15 protein-coding genes and 4 tRNA genes are annotated in these 14,662 nt (G+C 57.3%); 5 read left to right on the top strand and 14 right to left on the bottom strand.

Features of this window, described 5'->3' with window-relative positions; translation table 11 throughout:
* The 8 genes from lon to DBR24_RS11455 all read right to left on the bottom strand — a co-directional run.
* A partial coding sequence (gene lon, locus DBR24_RS11490) for an endopeptidase La (protein WP_128614796.1) occupies window positions 1–1,765 on the bottom strand: 1,765 nt, incomplete at its 3' end.
* A gap of 163 nt (window positions 1,766–1,928) precedes the next feature.
* Window positions 1,929–3,212, bottom strand: a complete 1,284-nt coding sequence (gene clpX / locus DBR24_RS11485; RefSeq protein ID WP_003223632.1) for an ATP-dependent Clp protease ATP-binding subunit ClpX — start codon at window positions 3,210–3,212, stop codon at window positions 1,929–1,931.
* Window positions 3,213–3,325: 113 nt separating this feature from the next.
* Entirely contained in the window at window positions 3,326–3,961 is a 636-nt protein-coding gene (gene clpP, locus DBR24_RS11480) for an ATP-dependent Clp endopeptidase proteolytic subunit ClpP (protein ID WP_007951559.1), read from the bottom strand.
* Window positions 3,962–4,053: 92 nt separating this feature from the next.
* Window positions 4,054–5,364 (bottom strand): trigger factor, encoded by a 1,311-nt coding sequence (gene tig / locus DBR24_RS11475; protein ID WP_123462312.1) that lies wholly within the window; start codon window positions 5,362–5,364, stop codon window positions 4,054–4,056.
* A gap of 402 nt (window positions 5,365–5,766) precedes the next feature.
* A tRNA-His gene (locus DBR24_RS11470) sits at window positions 5,767–5,842 on the bottom strand.
* A gap of 77 nt (window positions 5,843–5,919) precedes the next feature.
* Window positions 5,920–6,004: transfer RNA gene (locus DBR24_RS11465), tRNA-Leu, on the bottom strand.
* Between the two features lie 57 nt (window positions 6,005–6,061).
* A tRNA-His gene (locus tag DBR24_RS11460) sits at window positions 6,062–6,137 on the bottom strand.
* Window positions 6,138–6,169: 32 nt separating this feature from the next.
* A tRNA-Arg gene (locus DBR24_RS11455) sits at window positions 6,170–6,246 on the bottom strand.
* Window positions 6,247–6,521: 275 nt separating this feature from the next.
* On the opposite strand from DBR24_RS11455, the gene folD reads away from it, so the two are divergent.
* Window positions 6,522–7,376, top strand: a complete 855-nt coding sequence (gene folD, locus DBR24_RS11450) for a bifunctional methylenetetrahydrofolate dehydrogenase/methenyltetrahydrofolate cyclohydrolase FolD (protein ID WP_123462311.1) — start codon at window positions 6,522–6,524, stop codon at window positions 7,374–7,376.
* A 229-nt stretch (window positions 7,377–7,605) separates the two neighbouring features.
* Complete coding sequence (pbpG, locus tag DBR24_RS11445) at window positions 7,606–8,544, top strand: D-alanyl-D-alanine endopeptidase (RefSeq protein WP_123462310.1); 939 nt, start codon at window positions 7,606–7,608, stop codon at window positions 8,542–8,544.
* 82 nt (window positions 8,545–8,626) lie between these two features.
* On the opposite strand, the gene DBR24_RS11440 is transcribed toward pbpG, so the two are convergent.
* The 3 genes from DBR24_RS11440 to DBR24_RS11430 form a co-directional block, all read right to left on the bottom strand.
* Complete coding sequence (locus DBR24_RS11440) at window positions 8,627–8,830, bottom strand: hypothetical protein (RefSeq protein ID WP_123462309.1); 204 nt, start codon at window positions 8,828–8,830, stop codon at window positions 8,627–8,629.
* Between the two features lie 12 nt (window positions 8,831–8,842).
* On the bottom strand, window positions 8,843–9,049 hold the full coding sequence (locus DBR24_RS11435) for a DUF6021 family protein (RefSeq protein WP_123462308.1): 207 nt from the start codon (window positions 9,047–9,049) through the stop codon (window positions 8,843–8,845).
* Window positions 9,050–9,138: 89 nt separating this feature from the next.
* A complete protein-coding gene (locus DBR24_RS11430) occupies window positions 9,139–9,810 on the bottom strand; it encodes a peptidase C39 family protein (RefSeq protein WP_128614795.1) in 672 nt (223 codons plus the stop codon).
* Window positions 9,811–10,044: 234 nt separating this feature from the next.
* Here DBR24_RS11430 and DBR24_RS31030 point away from each other — a divergent pair, with 234 nt between their 5' ends.
* Entirely contained in the window at window positions 10,045–10,212 is a 168-nt protein-coding gene (locus DBR24_RS31030; RefSeq protein ID WP_177490520.1) for a hypothetical protein, read from the top strand.
* Between the two features lie 155 nt (window positions 10,213–10,367).
* Here DBR24_RS31030 and DBR24_RS11425 read toward each other — a convergent pair whose 3' ends face one another.
* Complete coding sequence (locus DBR24_RS11425) at window positions 10,368–11,117, bottom strand: TerC family protein (protein ID WP_128614794.1); 750 nt, start codon at window positions 11,115–11,117, stop codon at window positions 10,368–10,370.
* 29 nt (window positions 11,118–11,146) lie between these two features.
* Window positions 11,147–11,389, bottom strand: coding sequence for a hypothetical protein (locus tag DBR24_RS11420; protein WP_007965379.1), 243 nt, complete (start codon window positions 11,387–11,389; stop codon window positions 11,147–11,149).
* A gap of 229 nt (window positions 11,390–11,618) precedes the next feature.
* Here DBR24_RS11420 and nhaR point away from each other — a divergent pair, with 229 nt between their 5' ends.
* On the top strand, window positions 11,619–12,518 hold the full coding sequence (gene nhaR, locus DBR24_RS11415; protein ID WP_123462305.1) for a transcriptional activator NhaR: 900 nt from the start codon (window positions 11,619–11,621) through the stop codon (window positions 12,516–12,518).
* Here the strand turns inward: nhaR and DBR24_RS11410 are convergent.
* Window positions 12,513–13,676 (bottom strand): MFS transporter, encoded by a 1,164-nt coding sequence (locus DBR24_RS11410; RefSeq protein WP_128614793.1) that lies wholly within the window; start codon window positions 13,674–13,676, stop codon window positions 12,513–12,515. The genes nhaR and DBR24_RS11410 overlap by 6 nt on opposite strands.
* A gap of 337 nt (window positions 13,677–14,013) precedes the next feature.
* Here DBR24_RS11410 and DBR24_RS31980 point away from each other — a divergent pair.
* Window positions 14,014–14,662 (top strand): cation:dicarboxylate symporter family transporter (locus tag DBR24_RS31980; protein WP_256591407.1); only part of this gene is annotated, 649 nt, incomplete at its 3' end.

Below are 14,662 nucleotides of genomic sequence, written 5' to 3'. Positions count from 1 at the left end.
GATCCTGTTGCTCGGCCAGACCGTAGCGGAACTTGCGCACACCGAGGAAGTGTTCCAGCAGATCAGCTGTCACTTTCACCGAGAAGCGTTTTTCCAGCGCGTGTTCTTTCACGGCCTTGCGGCAGACCTTGGCGATCTGACGTTCGAGGCCCCGCACACCGGCTTCACGGGTGTAGTAACGGATGATGTCGCGGATCGCTTCTTCGTCGAATTCCAGCTCGCCCTTCTTCAAACCATTGGCAGCGATCTGTTTTGGCGAAAGATATTTGACAGCAATGTTGATCTTTTCGTCTTCGGTGTAGCCCGGCAGGCGAATGACTTCCATCCGGTCCAGCAATGCCGGCGGAATGTTCATCGAGTTCGAGGTGCACAGGAACATCACGTCCGACAAATCGTAATCGACTTCAAGATAGTGATCGTTGAAGTTGTGGTTCTGCTCCGGATCGAGCACTTCCAGCAGCGCCGAAGCCGGATCGCCACGCATGTCACTGCCCATTTTGTCGATTTCATCGAGCAGGAACAGCGGGTTGCGCACGCCCACTTTTGTCATCTTTTGAATCAATCTTCCTGGCATCGAACCGATGTAAGTCCGGCGGTGACCACGAATTTCCGCTTCGTCACGCACGCCACCCAGGGCCATCCGCACGAATTTACGGTTGGTAGCGTGAGCGATCGACTCGGCCAACGAGGTTTTACCCACGCCCGGAGGACCGACCAGGCACAACACCGGACCACGGATCTTCTTCACGCGCTTCTGCACGGCGAGGTACTCAAGGATACGCTCCTTGACCTCTTCCAGACCGTAGTGATCGGCATCGAGAATGTCTTCTGCGCGCGCCAGGTCAAGGCGCACCTTGCTCTGCGCCTTCCACGGCACTTGCACCAGCCAGTCGATGTAGGAGCGCACCACGGTGGCTTCTGCAGACATCGGCGACATCTGCTTGAGTTTGTTCAGCTCCGCAGTGGCCTTGGCCAACGCGTCTTTCGGCAGACCGGCAGCGTCGATACGCTTTTTCAGGTCTTCGATCTCGTTGTGGCCTTCGTCGCTGTCGCCCAGCTCTTTCTGAATGGCCTTCATCTGCTCATTCAGGTAGTACTCGCGCTGACTGCGCTCCATTTGCTTTTTGACACGACCACGAATGCGTTTTTCGACCTGCAGCAGGTCAATCTCGGCGTCCAGCAAGGCCAGAACGTGCTCGACCCGGGCCGACAAATCGATGATTTCGAGGATTTCCTGCTTCTGCTCGATTTTCAGCGCCATGTGCGCCGCCATGGTGTCGACCAGGCGACCCGGTTCATCAATGCTGTTGAGCGACGACAGGACTTCAGCCGGGACTTTCTTGCCCAACTGCACATATTGTTCGAACTGCGACAGCAGCGTGCGCACGAACACTTCGGATTCGCGCTCGGCGGCATCGACTTCTTCGATCAGCGAGACTTCGGCACGGCAATGCCCGTCAATCACGCTGAAGCGTTCAACGGTACCGCGCTGCTCACCTTCGACCAGCACCTTGACGGTGCCGTCAGGCAGCTTGAGCAGCTGCAAAACAGTGGCAATGGTACCTACGCGATAGAGAGCATCTTCACCGGGATCGTCATCAGCCGGATTTCTCTGGGCCAGCAGGAGGATCTGCTTGTCGCCCGTCATCGCTGCCTCGAGAGCTTCGATGGATTTCTCGCGCCCCACGAACAGCGGGATAACCATGTGCGGATACACCACGACATCACGCAATGGCAGGAGAGGCAATTCGATGGTTGTCTTCATGATTTCGCCTCTACGGCGGCCATATGGCCGTAATCAGATGGAATTAAGCTTGAAACCAAGATGGGGTCTGCCTTGAAAAAAAACAAGCGCAAAGCGGATGTAAAAAACAACATAAAAAAAAAGAGGCCCGAAGGCCCCTTCCTTATTGCAGCAGAGTGGACGCTTAGGCGTCCGGCGCTGCCTTGGCCGTCGGCTCACTGTTTTCGTAGATATACAGTGGCTTGGACTTGCCTTCGATGACGCTTTCATCGATCACGACTTTGCTCACCTCGGACTGCGAGGGGATTTCATACATCGTGTCGAGCAGTACACCTTCGAGAATCGAACGCAGGCCACGGGCACCGGTTTTACGCTCCAGGGCTCGCTTGGCGACCGATTTCAGTGCGTCGGTCCGGAACTCCAGATCCACGCCTTCCATCTCGAACAGCTTGGCATACTGTTTGGTCAGAGCATTTTTCGGCTCAGTGAGAATCTGCATCAGCGCAGCCTCGTCGAGCTCGTCGAGCGTTGCAAGAACCGGCAGACGACCGACGAACTCCGGGATCAGACCGAACTTGACCAGATCGTCAGGCTCGACTTCACGCAGGGATTCACCGACTTTCTTGCCTTCTTCCTTGCTGCGCACTTCTGCGTTGAAACCGATGCCACCCTTGGTGGAACGGTTCTGGATAACCTTCTCGAGACCCGAGAACGCACCACCGCAGATAAACAGGATGTTACGGGTGTCGACCTGCAGGAATTCCTGCTGCGGATGCTTGCGGCCACCTTGCGGCGGAACGGAAGCGACCGTGCCTTCGATCAACTTGAGCAAGGCCTGCTGCACGCCTTCACCGGAAACATCGCGGGTGATCGACGGGTTGTCGGACTTGCGGGAAATCTTGTCGATTTCGTCGATGTAGACAATGCCCATCTGGGCTTTTTCTACATCGTAGTCACATTTCTGCAACAGCTTCTGAATGATGTTCTCGACATCTTCACCTACGTAACCGGCCTCGGTGAGGGTGGTTGCGTCGGCGATGGTGAACGGAACGTTCAGCAAGCGGGCCAGCGTTTCGGCCAGCAGGGTCTTACCCGAGCCGGTCGGGCCGATCAGCAGGATGTTGCTCTTGCCGAGTTCGACGTCGTCAGCCTTTTTGTCACGCTGATTCAGGCGCTTGTAGTGGTTGTACACCGCTACGGCCAAAACCTTTTTTGCACGCTCCTGACCAATGACGTACTGGTCAAGGATGCCGCTGATTTCTTTAGGCGAAGGCAATTTATGCGCGCTGCTTTCGGCCTGGGCTTCCTGCACCTCCTCGCGGATGATGTCATTGCACAGGTCGACGCACTCGTCGCAGATAAAGACCGAGGGGCCGGCAATCAATTTGCGCACTTCATGCTGGCTTTTGCCACAGAAGGAGCAATAGAGCAGCTTGCCGTTGTCCTCGCCGTTGCGGGTGTCAGTCATTCGTTCGATCCAAATCCGATAGGCTTGCAACACAAGATGAAGGCTATTGCGGGCTTTTTCAAGCCCGCTGGTGATCAGACCAGCCGACCAAGCCTGTTTTGAGCTGCTTATTTTTAAGCTGGACGCTGATTGATCACTTCATCGATCAGACCGTATTCCTTCGCAGCTTCTGCACTCATGAAGTTGTCGCGGTTGGTATCGCGCTCGATTTCTTCCAGAGTACGGCCGCTGTGCTTGGCCATCAGCGTGTTCAGACGCTCGCGAATGAAGAGGATTTCCTTGGCATGGATTTCGATGTCCGACGCCTGGCCCTGGAAACCGCCCAGTGGCTGGTGAATCATCACGCGCGAGTTTGGCAGGCAGAAACGCTTGCCCGGCGCACCGGCAGTCAGCAGGAACGCGCCCATGCTGCAGGCCTGACCGATGCAAGTGGTCGATACGTTGGGTTTGATGAACTGCATGGTGTCGTAGATCGACATGCCCGCTGTCACCGAACCGCCCGGGGAGTTGATATAGAGATGGATGTCCTTGTCCGGGTTTTCCGCTTCAAGGAACAGCAATTGCGCACAGATCAGGTTGGCCATGTAGTCCTCTACAGGACCCACCAGAAAGATTACACGCTCCTTCAGAAGGCGCGAGTAGATGTCATAGGCGCGCTCGCCACGAGCAGATTGCTCGACAACCATCGGGACCAGGCCGCCTGCGGCCTGGATATCAGAGTTCTGCTGAATATACGAATTACGGAACATGCTCTGCAGTCACTCCCAAATAGTTATGTCTTGAATACGCATAAGCCAGCTCGAGAGCTGGCTTATGGTGTGCACTTCTAACGCAAAAACAATCAGTCGGCTTTTGGAGCTTCTACCGGCTTGACCGCTTCTTCGTAAGAGACCGATTTGTCGGTCACGCTAGCTTTCTGCAGAACAGTATCCACAACTTGTTCTTCCAGCACAACCGAACGCACTTCGTTCAGTTGCTGCTCGTTCTTGTAGTACCAGGACACGACCTGCTCAGGCTCTTGATAAGCCGAAGCCATTTCCTGAATCATGTCACGAACACGAGCTTCGTCAGGCTTCAGGTCGAACTGCTTGACCACTTCAGCCACGATCAGGCCCAGCACGACGCGGCGCTTGGCTTGCTCTTCGAACAGCTCGGCCGGCAGTTGGTCAGGCTTGATGTTGCCACCGAACTGCTGAACAGCCTGCACGCGCAGACGGTCAACTTCGTTGGACAGCAGCGCCTTTGGCACTTCGATCGGGTTGGTGGCCAGCAGACCGTCCATGACCTGATTCTTGACCTTGGACTTGATCGCCTGACGCAGTTCACGCTCCATGTTCTTGCGAACTTCGGTGCGGAAACCGTCGATGCCGCTTTCCTTGATGCCGAATTGAGCGAAGAACTCTTCGTTCAGCTCTGGCAGTTTTGGCTCGGAAACGGTGTTGACCGTCACGGTGAACTCGGCGGTTTTGCCAGCCAGGTCCAGGTTCTGATAGTCCTCTGGGAAGGTCAGGTTCAGAACGCGCTCTTCACCGGCTTTAGCGCCAACCAGGCCTTCTTCGAAGCCAGGGATCATGCGACCGGAACCCAGCACCAGCTGAGTGCCCTTGGCGGAGCCGCCAGCGAATGCTTCGCCGTCAACCTTGCCAACGAAATCGATGTTCAGCTGATCTTCGTTCTGGGCAGCACGATCGGCCACTTCGAAACGGGTGTTCTGCTTGCGCAGGATGTCGAGCATTTTGTCCAGGTCAGCGTCAGCCACGTCAGCGCTCAGGCGCTCAACGGTGATGCCTTCGAAACCGGCAACGGTGAACTCAGGGAACACTTCGAATACGGCTACGTATTCCAGGTCTTTGCCAGCTTCGAGCGACTTCGGCTCGATCGACGGCGAACCGGCCGGGTTCAGCTTCTGCTCAACCACAGCTTCGTAAAAGGAGGACTGGATCACGTCGCCTACAGCTTCCTGGCGAGCATCAGCACCGAAACGGCGCTTGATTTCGCTCATTGGCACTTTGCCTGGACGGAAGCCAGCAATCTTGGCCTTTTGGGCGGTCTGCTGCAGACGCTTGTTGACCTGAGTCTCGATGCGCTCAGCCGGCACGGTGACGCTCATGCGGCGCTCGAGAGCAGTAGTATTTTCAACAGAAACTTGCATGGATATTCCTCGTTGCACAGACGTTAGCCGGCCGTTTCCGACCCCAGAATCAAGGGCATGCATTCTAGTGGGTCAAACTCAAGAAGTCACCCTACTGAAAACGGGTAAAAAAACAGCAGGCAATTTATCGGGACCGCCGCACGAATACAGCGCGCCCCACAGGCGAATACAACCAATCACGCCAGGGCTCTGCGCCAACCTCTTCTATATATAGAAGAGACTGCCAATCACTCCCTGACGACCGCTCCCGCAAGCAGGACCGGCAAGCAGCGCAGCGTCATCGTGGTGCACAAATACGACGAACTGCCCTGCTCCTGCGACCTGAAACCGGCAAGCGCCGGATTTCCAAACCGCAAAAACAAAAAAGGCGCCAGACTGTTAAATCTGGCGCCTTTCAAAATATGGGGTGGACGATGGGGATCGAACCCACGACAACGGGAGTCACAATCCCGTGCTCTACCAACTGAGCTACGCCCACCATATTGCGTAACAAAAAAGCCAAATAACTTCTTTGTTGAAACCCCACCCGGCACAAGGCATGAATGAAGCTTTAATTGGTGCGGATGAAGAGACTCGAACTCTTACGCCTCGCGGCGCTGGAACCTAAATCCAGTGTGTCTACCAATTCCACCACATCCGCAGATGAAGCTTTTAAAGCAAAGGCGCCAGACTGTTACATCCGGCGCCTTTCGAAATATGGGGTGGACGATGGGGATCGAACCCACGACAACGGGAGTCACAATCCCGTGCTCTACCAACTGAGCTACGCCCACCATATCGCGTTACTTGTGCCAAAGCTGCCTAATGGCGCACCCGGCAGGACTCGAACCTGCGACCATCCGCTTAGAAGGCGGATGCTCTATCCAGCTGAGCTACGGGCGCCTTATTAATCTGTACTCTTAAAGGACTACAAACTAAGTGCTTTCCAGTGTCACAGAATCGTAATTCCGCTTCACCTTCTTAACCAGTGCTAGGCTGTGCCCGACAAGTGCGACGAATAGTATAGAGCGCTCCGAAGGTCGTCAAATCCTTTTTGAAAAAAATTCATTTAATTAAAGGAGTTAGGGGAATTTGCTGACCAAGCGCCTTTGCCCTCATCGCTCGACATGCGAGAATGCGTTCTCATTTTTTCCCCTCTCGATGGTTAATCACGCGCAATGACTGCACAACTAATCGACGGCAAATCGATCGCCGCCAGCCTGCGCCAGCAGATCGCCCAACGTGTTGCCGAGCGTCGCCAGCAAGGCCTGCGCACGCCCGGCCTCGCGGTGATCCTGGTCGGCAGCGATCCTGCCTCTCAGGTTTATGTCTCGCACAAGCGTAAAGACTGTGAAGAGGTCGGTTTCCTCTCTCAAGCCTACGACCTGCCCGCCGAAACCACGCAAGAAGCATTGACCGATCTGATCGATCGTCTCAACGACGATCCGGCAATCGACGGCGTGCTGCTGCAACTGCCGCTGCCCGAGCACCTGGACGCTTCCAAACTGCTGGAGCGCATCCGCCCGGACAAAGACGTCGACGGCTTCCATCCTTATAACGTCGGTCGCCTGGCACAGCGCATTCCGTTGCTGCGCCCATGCACCCCTAAAGGCATCATGACGCTGCTGGAAAGCACGGGTGTGGACCTTTATGGTCTGGATGCGGTGGTGGTTGGCGCGTCCAACATCGTCGGTCGCCCGATGGCGATGGAACTGCTGCTGGCCGGTTGCACCGTCACTGTCACGCACCGCTTCACCAAGGATCTGGCCGGACACGTCGGCCGTGCCGATCTGGTCGTCGTGGCCGCCGGCAAGCCGGGTCTGGTCAAGGGCGAGTGGATCAAGGAAGGTGCGATCGTGATCGACGTCGGCATCAACCGCCAGGACGACGGCAAACTGGTCGGTGACGTGGTGTATGACACCGCCCTGCCCCGCGCCGGCTGGATTACGCCAGTACCGGGCGGCGTTGGCCCGATGACCCGTGCCTGCCTGCTGGAAAACACCCTCTACGCAGCGGAAACCCTGCACGCCTGAGGCGTATTTTGCACCGTTGAAAAACCCGCCTCGTGCGGGTTTTTTCATGCCTGAGAAAAAACACTAACCGTTCGCCGGAAACCCCTCTTTTTACAGGCCTTTTCACGAGTTTTTCAGGTCATTCAAACAACCATCGACAGATCTTCAGCCATACTCCTAGAATGCGACGCTTTGAAGAAATAACCCGTTACAAACTAACGGAATATCCAACCTTTATGAGTTCGCCCGCGTGAAAATTCGTCTTTCGATTCTGAGCCTGTTTTTCGCTTTTACAGGCACATTCATCACGCCAACGATCAACGCTGCGGAAACCACCGCTGCCCCTCGCGATGCTTCGACACTGAAGATCGCCTCCGGCAGCGCTCTGCTCATGGATATGCAGACCAATAAAGTCATTTATTCCAGCAACCCTGACGTGATCGTCCCGATCGCCTCCGTCAGCAAGCTTATGACCGGTTTGGTGGTGGTCGAAGCCCGGCAGAACATGGACGAATGGATCAATGTCGATATCAGCAACACGCCGGAAATGAAGGGCGTGTTCTCCCGAGTCAAACTCAAGAGTGAACTGCCGCGCCGCGAAATGCTGCTGATCGCCCTGATGTCCTCGGAAAACCGCGCCGCCGCCAGCCTCGCCCATCACTACCCCGGTGGTTATGCAGCGTTTATTGCAGCGATGAACGCCAAGGCCAAGGCACTGGGCATGACTCACACCCACTACGTTGAACCGACCGGCCTGTCGGAGCGCAACGTTTCGACGGCCCGCGACCTGAGCAAGCTGCTGGTAGCGGCGAGCAAACATCCGATTCTCAGCGAGCTGACCACCACCAAGGAAAAGACCGTTTCGTTCCGCAAACCCAATTACACCCTGGGCTTTCGCAACACCGATCATTTGGTGAACAAAGCCGACTGGGACATCAAGATCACCAAAACCGGCTTCACCAACCCGGCCGGTCATTGCCTGGTCCTGGTGACGAAGATGGGCAATCGCCCCGTCGCCCTGGTGATTCTCGACGCGTTTGGCAAATACACCCATTTTGCCGATGCCAGCCGTATCCGCAGCTGGGTGGAAACCGGCAGAAGCGCCAGCGTTCCGGCAGTGGCGCAGCAATACAAAGCGGATAAAAACCTCAAGTCGCGGCAGAGCGGCGTGGTTGAGGCTTCGAAGTAATTCAACACGCTTTCAGACAGATTTGCCCAAGGTGAGGGAGCAAGCTCCCTCACTACAAAGGCAGTCCGCCGGTCAGCCTTGCTCAATCATTGGGCAATGGCATCTGGTCATCATCCGGGATGCCATCGCCCTTTTGCGGATCTGGTAAAAGTCCGGGCGCCACCAACGGTCGGGCCAACGGGTCGCGTAGCGCGCTGTCCGGGTCCAGCACCGGGTCGATATCGGTCTCGGGCGTGGTCGGCACGCTGTCCGGTTTTTGGTCATCGAAGCTTGAATCGGTACTCATACGCACCTCACATCAAGGTTTCAGATTGGCTAAGGGATCGTAGGGCCTGGCAGGTTTTTTCGGGTCCTCGCCGGGCACCACATCGAGAGGCGCCTTGGCCGGGCCGACAGGGTCGACCTGCGGATCATCGAGGTCAGGCGAGTCCGGATCAAACCCCAGATCATCTCCCGAGGAATGCTCGGAAGAATGCGGGCCTTTCGGTGATGGGGAATCTGTCATGTCGCCTCCTGGTTCACCCGCGAAAAGCAGGCTCTATGATTTGGAGGGTTGCCGGGCGCAGTCGTGCCCGGCAAATGACGAACGGAGCCTCAGTGCGCAGCCAGCGCCTTGCGCGCCTGTGCCGCTTCGTTTTCCTGACCGGCCTGAGCCAGCTCATCGGCCGCCTTGAGCCAACGGCCACGGTCGACTGCCGCCGGAATCTGCGAAGGTTTCTGGATCAGGATCGCCCAGCCACCTGATTTCTCCAGCGCCGATTCGAAGGAACTGAAGCTCATCAGTTCGCGACGGTTCATGCCGGCACGCAGCAGCACCTTCTGTTTATTGCGGTCATAGCCGGACAGGATCGCGTAACGCGGTTCCGCCCAGAACGCCGCGCCCTCGCTGAAACGCACCATCACCGGGTATCCCGCCGCGACCTGCGTCAGCAGCGCCGGCAGGTTGGCATCCAGCGGGTAGACCACCATGCCGTACTCGCGGGCCAGGTTCTGGATATTCTCTTGCAGCTTGTCTTCGCCACCGGGCAGGTGCAGCGGTTTTTCCAGCAGGCCCGGGGTGGTCACGATGCCCTGCTGCGACAACAGGCTCGCCAACACTTGCGGCCCACTCTGATGGGCGTCGCCCCGATAGAACGTACCACTGAGTTCGACCCGCTCCGGCAAACGCTTGACCTCTGGCGCCACACTGCCCGCACAACCAGCCAGCAGCGCCGCGCAACCAGCCATCAGCAGCGACACACGAATTCGAGAAAATACCTGGACCATCGTTACTCTCTGTTCAGACGCCGGTCATCGTGTTCCGGCAACGCCAGCGATCATAGGGCCGCGCACGGCTGCGGTATAGCCTTAAACCGTAGCCGCAGCGTTTGCATAGAGCGAACTGATTGGTCACCAGCGACCTTTGGTCAATAGCCTGAAACACCGCATTGTCTAGACTGTCACTGAAACAGAGCGAATTGAATAAGTGTGCGCCCGATGCAGGGCGAAGAGGAGGCACTGATGAGCCTGACCATGACCATCGTGATGTTGATTGCCGGCTGGCTGGCCGTTGCCACCGCCATGCTGTGGGGTGTGCTGCGTATTGCCCGGCGCCACCATCATCCTGTCGATTTGGCGCCGACTCACAAACCGGAAAAACAACGCGTGCGCCACGCGACTGCGCACTGACAGGTCGTTTGACATAAACCCGATGCAAGCGCTGCCGCAGACCGCGATCCATTGATCATGAACGTCAAAAGATCGCAGCCTTCGGCAGTTCCTGCATAAAGCAAAAGGCCGGCTGGACTCCAGGAGTCCAGCCGGCCTTTTTACTTGGTTGCCGATTAAGCCTGCTGAGCGAGCTTCTTCTGCTTCGTCCGGCGCGACAGCATGTTCAGTACTTCAATCGCTGCCGAGAACGCCATCGCCGCATACACATAGCCTTTCGGTACGTGGGCGCCGAAGCCTTCGGCGATCAGCGTCATGCCGATCATGATCAGGAAGCCCAGGGCCAGCATCACCACCGTCGGGTTGTCGTTGATGAACTTGGCCAGAGGCTCAGCCGCGAACAGCATCACCAGCACCGAGACCACCACCGCGATCACCATGATCGGCAAGTGCTCAGTCATGCCCACCGCAGTAATGATGCTGTCGATGGAGAACGCCATGTCCAGCATCAAGATCTGACCGATGGCGGCCGCAAAACCCAGAGTCACGGTCGATGTCGCGGTTTTTGGGTCTTCCGGCGCCGGGTCCATGCTGTGATGGATCTCGGTCGTGGCTTTCCACACCAGGAACAGACCACCGGCAATCAGGATCATGTCCTTCCAGGAGAAAGCCTGGCCCATGATTTCAATCACAGGGGCGGTCAACTGCACGATAAAGGCGATGGTGCTCAACAGGGCCAGACGCAGAATCAACGCCATGCCGATACCGATGCGACGGGCTTTCTGCCGATGCTGCTCAGGCAGTTTGTTGGTCAGGATCGAGATAAAGATCAGGTTATCGATGCCGAGCACGATCTCCATCACCACCAGTGTGGCCAAAGCAACCCAGGCGGCAGGGCTGGCGGCGAGTTCTAATAGATATTCCATGGGTCAGTCCTGACTCGTTGTACGACGGTTTAAATGGTCTTGGAGGAAGATTCGGATTTTTCCGCGTCTTTTTCCGGTGTTTCTTTTTTCTCGATCAACCCGCCCGTGGCGTCACTCAGCGCTTGTTCGGCGGCCTTGTGGGTGTCGTCGATGGCCTGCTTGGCGCTTTCGGCCGCTTTGCCCATCAACTGCTGGGCGCTCTTTTCCGCCTGATCACAACCGGCCATGAGCAGTAAAGACGTAAACATCAACGCAGGGATTGTGTATTTCATTGGGCTTTCCTTCGAATGAACAGACAGGGTCGCAGACCGGCCGTCGATGGCTGGGCATTCTAGGCAAGCGGACACTTCAGGAAAATTCGTATTTTTAGCGGCTATACTTCGGTTTTTACGAACCCAAACATTCATGCAGGAGCTGCCGCAGGCTGCGATCTTTGCTTCTTGAAAAACAGGATCAAAAGATCACAGCCTCCGGCAGCGCCTACACAAGGACTGCGGGCTTATGCTCAATTACCGACAACTGCATTATTTCTGGGTGGTCGCCAAGACCGGCAGCATCGTGCGCGCCTGCGAACAGCTGAATCTGACGCCACAGACTATCAGCGGGCAGATTTCGCTGCTCGAACAAACCTACGGCATAGAGTTGTTCCGACGGGTCGGCCGGCAACTTGAACTGACCGAAGCCGGGCGCCAGGCCCTGCCCTACGCCGAGCAGATGTTCCAGCTCGGCGGTGAGCTGGAACTGATGCTGCGCGCGCAACCCAATGAACAGCAGATCCTGTTTCGGGTCGGTGTGGCAGACGTGGTGCCCAAGTCCATCGTCTACCGGCTGATCGCGCCGACCATGGAGCTGAACGAGCCGCTGCGCATCACCTGCCGCGAAGACAAACTCGAACGTTTGCTGGCGGACCTGGCGATCCAGCGCCTGGATCTGGTGATCTCCGACAGCCCGATGCCTTCGCACCTCGACATCAAGGGCTACAGTCAGAAACTCGGTGAATGCGGGATCAGTTTCTTCGCCACCGCGCAGCTGGCGGCTCAATACGGACAAGACTTCCCGCGCAGCCTCCACGGCGCACCCTTGTTGATTCCCGGAGCGGAAACCGTGGTGCGCAGCCGTTTGCAGCGCTGGTTCGCCGAGCAGCAGATCCAGCCGCAAATCGTCGGCGAATTCGATGACAGTGCCTTGATGCAGGCGTTCGGCCAGTCCGGCAGCGGGATTTTTATCGGCCCGAGCGTGATTGCCGATGAAGTGAAGCGCCAGTACGGCGTGGAATTGATTGGCCAGACGGACGCGGTGACCGAGTCGTTCTACGCGATTTCGGTAGAACGCAAGGTCAAGCACCCCGGCATTGTGGCGATTACCGAAGGTGCCCGACGCGAGCTGTTTACCGCGTTATGACGCTTGCGCGCAGGCGTCGCGCGGCTTGAGGGTCATCAGCACCATGGCGAGGAACACCGACAGCAGGATGAACCCGGCGGCGGCGAACCCGAGGAAGCCCAGACCGGCACTGTCGATCACCCGTCCACCGATCATAGCGCCCAGGCCGATCCCCAGGTTGGCCCCGGCGATGTTCAACGAAGCGGCAAACGCGGGCGCTTCCGGTGCGGCTTTCATCAGGCGCACATGGCTGACCAGGAACAACGCAGCCTGAGTCACGCCCCAGATCCCCATAGCCACCGCCAGGCCCAGTGGCGAATGGATGTTCGGCACCAGCGACACCATGCCGGCAATCATGAACGCGCAGAACAACACTGACGCACCGAGCGGATGACGATCCACCGCACGGCCACCCAGCGAGTTGCCGATCAAGCCGACCGCCCCGAAGCCCATCAGGCACCAGCCGACCACCGTGCCATTGAAACCGGCCAGGCGCTCAAGGATGTCCGCCAGATACGTATAAGCAGTAAACATGCCGCTAAACACCAGGATCGACAGCAGGATGTGCCCGATCATCAACGGACTGCGCAGGATCTTGAACTGCGAGCGGAAACTGACCTGATGCTGGTGCAGGCTGGTCTTGGGCAGGAAAACAAACAACAGCAAGGCCTTGGCAAACGCGATCACCGCCAGAATGCCAAAGGCACTGCGCCAGCCGAACGCATCGGAAATCAGCGTACCGACCGGAATGCCGAACACCGTGGCACAGACAATCCCGAAGCCGATCTTGGCGATGGCGCGACCAGCGTAATCCGGCCCGACAATGTCCACCGCCGTTTCACTGGCCAGCGCCCAGAACACCGGCAGCCCCAGCGCCGGGATCAATCGGGCAATCGCCATGACCCAGATATTCGGCGCCAGCGCGGCCACGGTATTGGCCAGACCGAACATGATCAGGATGGTGATAAACAGCCGGCGGCGCTCGAATCGGGCGAAATACGCAGTAAGGAATGGCCCGAACATCGCGACCGTAAAAGCGAATAGAGTGACCAGCAATCCGGCCTGCGGGATGGTGACTTCAAGGTCTCGGGCAATCGCCGGCAGCAGGCCGACGATAACGAATTCCGTGGTCAGCACCGTGAAACCGGCGGCGGACAACAGAAGAATGGGCAACAGCATGCGCAACTCCAGCAAAACGACGACACCAGCGTTGACCCGGAGGTCCGCTGGCAGAGTTTGAAAATGAGGATGGAGAATCTTAACAGAGAGTGTCCGCACTGACTTGCACAAACCTGTCGATCTTGCCGACATGATCGGTGGCAGATCGTCACAGGCCTGAAGAATAAGGCCTGCGCTGTGATAAAGTCCGCGCCCTGAAAAACGTACAGCTTGTTCAACGCCGAGTTTATTAGCGTTGATATCGCATCAGCACGTTCGCGGCATGACGGTTGCCTGCCCCCGCTTTAACGCTACCCTCATGCACCTTGCACCCCTATAAAAAATCAGAGATGCCGTTATGACCGCCTCATCCCCTTCTCTCCTGCAACGCCTCAAGAACCTGAGCCTGGTCACGCAGATCCTGATCGGCCTGATCGCCGGTATCGCCCTGGCGCTGTTCGCCCCGGAAGCGGCGAAAAGCACTGCGTTTATCGGCAAAGTGTTTGTTTCGGCACTGAAAGCCGTGGCACCGATTCTGGTATTCGTGCTGGTGATGGCCTCGATCGCCAACCACAAGCACGGCCAGGAAACCCATATCCGGCCGATTCTGTTCCTGTACCTGCTGGGCACCTTCGCGGCAGCCGTTGTGGCGGTGATTGCCAGCATGACCTTTCCCTCGCATCTGGTGCTGTCCACCGATAACGTTTCGGTGACCGCACCGGGCGGCATTGGCGAAGTGCTGCAAAGCCTGTTGCTGAGCGTGGTGGATAACCCGGTCAACGCGCTGATCAACGCCAACTTCATCGGCATTCTGGCCTGGGCGATCGGCATGGGCGTCGCGATTCGCCATGCCGGCGACACCACCCGTGAAGTGCTCGGCGACCTGTCGAACGGCGTGACCCTGATCGTGCGCGTGGTGATTCGTTTTGCACCGCTGGGTATTTTCGGGCTGGTGGCGTCGACCCTGGCCACCTCCGGTTTCGACGCACTGATCGGCTATGCGCACC

Origin of the sequence: Pseudomonas sp. HMWF006 (assembly GCF_003061205.1) — a bacterium.
Lineage (GTDB): Bacteria > Pseudomonadota > Gammaproteobacteria > Pseudomonadales > Pseudomonadaceae > Aquipseudomonas > Aquipseudomonas monsensis.
The sequence above is the reverse complement of the archived record's forward strand: the minus strand, read 5'-3'. Positions and strand labels throughout refer to the sequence as shown.